Raw genomic sequence first — 3,297 nt, 5'->3', positions numbered from 1 at the left:
TTGATCAAGGAATCGCTGCCGCCTGCCGAACGGACCTCGGGCGGCGTGCCCAACGCCCTCAGGTCGATGGCAGGCCTCCTCCGCTCTTCGGTGTACGTGGCCCCGCTCGCCGCTTTCGTGAGCACCTTCGGGGTGCTCTTCGCCTACATCTCCGCCAGCCCCTTTGTTCTTCAACGCATAGGTGGGCTCAGCGAAGGCCAATACTCCGTCGTGTTCACCGTGAACTCCCTGGCGTTACTCGCCGGTTCCGTGGCAAGTGGCAGAATCGTCGGCCGTTTCGGCCCGCTGCGCATCGCGCTCGTCGCGGCGGTCCCCTTCTCCGGCGCCGTGCTCTTCACGGCGTTCGCCGTGTTCGCGTGGGGCGCGCCCGCGTGGGCGATGATCGCCGGCTTCTTTGTCATCGCCGGCGCGAACGGCATGCTCATGCCGAACCTTGCCTCGATCGTGATGACGTCGGCGGGCACATCCTCCGGTTCCGGCTCCGCACTGATGGGAGCCGCTCAGTTCTCCCTCGCCGCGGCCATCGCGCCACTGACGGGCCTGGCAGGCGAAGCGTCCGCAGTGCCGATGGCGGCTCTCATGCTCATAATGCTCACGATCCAGCTCGGCTGCCTGTTCGTCGTTCGGCGCGTCCATGTGGACGAGAAGAAGGAGCCGTCCGCCGTCATGGGCGATGATTGACAGCGGGCGGCAACCCCGTATTTAGTTGATATGTCCCCAATGTAGTGTGTTGGGGGAATCCCGCAGGCGAGCGACGAGTTGGAACAGACATGAAATCATTTGGATTCCTGAGTTTCGGCCACTACGGCCCACAGATGGGACGGCCCGGGTTTGACGGCGGGGTGGCGCTACGCGAGGCCGTCGAGATCGGTGTCGGCGCCGACGAGATCGGTGTCAACGGCGCCTTCTTCCGCGTCCACCACTTCGCCAAGCAGGCCGCATCCCCTATGCCGCTGCTGTCCGCCATCGCGGCGCGGACCTCACACATCGAAGTCGGTACCGGTGTCATCGACATGAGGTACGAGAATCCGCTGTACCTCGCGGAGGAGGCCGCGGCGCTGGACCTGTTATCCGAGGGGCGCGTGGCATTAGGTGTGAGCCGGGGATCGCCGGAGCCCGCACTGCGCGGCTGGGAGGCCTTCGGCTACACCGGGTCCGAGGATCCACGAGGAGCCGATATCGCGCGCGATAAATTCGACCTGTTCATGAAGGCGATTCGCGGCGAGAAGGTCGTCGACGCCGACCCCACACAGTTCGGCGCGGGCGCGAGGCTGGCCATCGAGCCGCAGTCGCCCGGCCTCGATAGCCGCATCTGGTGGGGCGCAGGGTCCAGGGACACCGCGGAGTGGGCCGCCGAGCAAGGAGTAAACCTGATGAGCTCGACGCTGGTCACCGAGGCGACGGGGCAGCCATTGGCCGAGCTCCAGAGCGAACAGATGGACCTGTATCGCAAGCGTTGGTCCGAGAAGTGGGGCACGACCGGGCGCGCACCGCGCGTCTCGGTGTCCAGATCCATCTTCCCGATCGTGACCGCACAGGACGCGCAGATATTCGGCCGCCAGGGCGGGAGCTCGGACGGTATCGGGCAGATCGACGGGTTCACCTCGACCTTCGGCAAAACCTATGCGGCAGAGCCGGATGTTCTTATCGAGCAGCTGAAGGCCGACTCCGCGGTACAGGATGCGGACAACGTCCTTCTCACGATCCCGTCTCAGGCGGGGGTCGACCTCAACCTGCACATCCTGCAGTCCTTCGCCGAGCATGTCGCGCCAGCGCTGGGATGGCAGCCGAACACGGCTGGGGTCCAGGACGGCTATCCGCTCTCTCGGTAACCTGCCCGCGGCGCCGACCTAGTCGGTGCACAGGCAGAACGGGTGCCCGACGGGGTCGAGGAACACGACGAACTGGCCGGTCTCGCTCGGCTGCACCTCGTGTTTCGTCGCGCCGGCCGCGATGGCCTCGCGCTCACCTTCGACGAGGTCTTGGACGTAGAAGTCCAGGTGGCCCTGCTGGGGAACCGGGCCACCAGGCCAGGTCGGTGGTTGAAAATCGGGGATCTGCTGACAGCCGATCCGGAAGTTCTCGCCGTATTCGCCGGGCGGGACGACGTTGGCCCACCCGGGCACGTCCGGAAAGCTGCTCACGCTCCACCCGAGTAGGCGGGCGTAGAAGGCGGCAAGTTCTTCACAATCGGGGCAGTCGAGGACGAAGTAGTTGAGATGCGAGCTGATAGCCATATAGCAAGTGGAGCACACGAGCGGAATCGCCGCGATTGTTTGCGAACCTAGACACCGGCACGGTATGCCGAAACGCGCGTATCGTGGAGGCGTAAATGAATTTCTCTGCGGCACGAAGGAAGTGACAGTATGAGTTTCGACGACAAGACTCAGAACAAGGCTCAAGAGGTCCAGGGCAAGGCGAAGGAATTCGTCGGCGAGAAGACTGGTGACGAGAACCTGCAGGCCGATGGCGCAGCCGATCAGGCAGAGTCGGGCGTGAAGAAGGCTGCGGAAAACGTCAAGGACGCCGCCAAGAACATCAAGGACGGGCTCACGGGCAACTAGTTCCCGGGCACTTTCCCACACCGCCCGCCGCGATTATCGCGGCGGGCGGTGTTTTTTCGGGCTAGAACGGCAGGTCTGTTCCTGTTTCCCGCACGCCGAGCTCCCAGACTCGCTCCGTGGCCTTCTCCGAACGAGACAGTGCGGAGGCCTCGTGCACTCCGGGTGTCCCCCACATGTCCAGCCACCCGTCCGGACCGAGGTATGTGAGTGGCGGATAGTCGCCGGCGGACGCCTCCAGAAGTGGCATCGCACCCTCCCGGGATGTTCCGGCGAGCTGTGCCGAAACGAAGTCGAGGGCGGCGTCGACCGGGGGCACTCCGCTCGCGTTCTGGATGTTGGTGTGCGCCCATCCCGGATGCGCTGTCAGTACAGAGACGCCGCGTCCGGCGTCATCCATCCTCTTTTGTAGAGCGGTCGCCCACATTTGGTCGGCGAGTTTGGATTGCCCGTACGCCGTGGTGAAGGTCCACTTGCGGTGTTCGAAGTGGGGGTCGCCGATGTCGACGTGGGCCTTCTTGTGCGTGTGGGACCCGGTGATGACGATGCGTTCGGTGACGAGGTCGGCAAGCAGGTTGGTCAGCGCGAAGGGCGCAAGGAAGTTCGTCGCGAGGATGCGTTCGAAGCCGTCGGCGGTGAGGACCCTGCGACCGGTGACCGCCCCGGCATTGTTGACCATGACATCGATTTCGGTGTCGAGCGCACGTACCGCAGCCGAGGCCTCCCGCACCGAGGA

5 protein-coding genes are annotated in these 3,297 nt (G+C 64.7%); 3 read left to right on the top strand and 2 right to left on the bottom strand.

Going from position 1 to position 3,297, the window contains the following annotated elements; all coding sequences use genetic code 11:
- The coding region (locus K8V11_RS07405) for an MFS transporter (RefSeq protein WP_369693051.1) at positions 1-681 on the top strand (681 nt) is incomplete at its 5' end.
- Between the two features lie 89 nt (positions 682-770).
- Positions 771-1,832, top strand: a complete 1,062-nt coding sequence (locus K8V11_RS07400; RefSeq protein WP_303912162.1) for an LLM class flavin-dependent oxidoreductase — start codon at positions 771-773, stop codon at positions 1,830-1,832.
- Positions 1,833-1,850: 18 nt separating this feature from the next.
- Here K8V11_RS07400 and K8V11_RS07395 read toward each other — a convergent pair whose 3' ends face one another.
- Positions 1,851-2,237 (bottom strand): VOC family protein, encoded by a 387-nt coding sequence (locus K8V11_RS07395; RefSeq protein WP_303912160.1) that lies wholly within the window; start codon positions 2,235-2,237, stop codon positions 1,851-1,853.
- 129 nt (positions 2,238-2,366) lie between these two features.
- On the opposite strand from K8V11_RS07395, the gene K8V11_RS07390 reads away from it, so the two are divergent.
- Entirely contained in the window at positions 2,367-2,564 is a 198-nt protein-coding gene (locus K8V11_RS07390; protein ID WP_303912158.1) for a CsbD family protein, read from the top strand.
- 61 nt (positions 2,565-2,625) lie between these two features.
- Here the strand turns inward: K8V11_RS07390 and K8V11_RS07385 are convergent.
- A partial coding sequence (locus K8V11_RS07385) for an SDR family NAD(P)-dependent oxidoreductase (protein ID WP_303912156.1) occupies positions 2,626-3,297 on the bottom strand: 672 nt, incomplete at its 5' end.

It is taken from the genome of Dietzia timorensis, assembly GCF_020742175.1.
Classification (GTDB): Bacteria; Actinomycetota; Actinomycetes; order Mycobacteriales; family Mycobacteriaceae; genus Dietzia; species Dietzia timorensis_A.
This window is presented reverse-complemented; position numbering and strand designations above follow the sequence as displayed.

Bases quoted from the DNA above. Each gene is read 5' to 3' on its own strand.
- K8V11_RS07400 (WP_303912162.1), top strand. From the start codon at position 771: ATGAAATCATTTGGATTCCTGAGTTTCGGCCACTACGGCCCACAGATG.
- K8V11_RS07395 (WP_303912160.1), bottom strand. From the start codon at position 2,237: ATGGCTATCAGCTCGCATCTCAACTACTTCGTCCTCGACTGCCCCGAT.
- K8V11_RS07390 (WP_303912158.1), top strand. From the start codon at position 2,367: ATGAGTTTCGACGACAAGACTCAGAACAAGGCTCAAGAGGTCCAGGGC.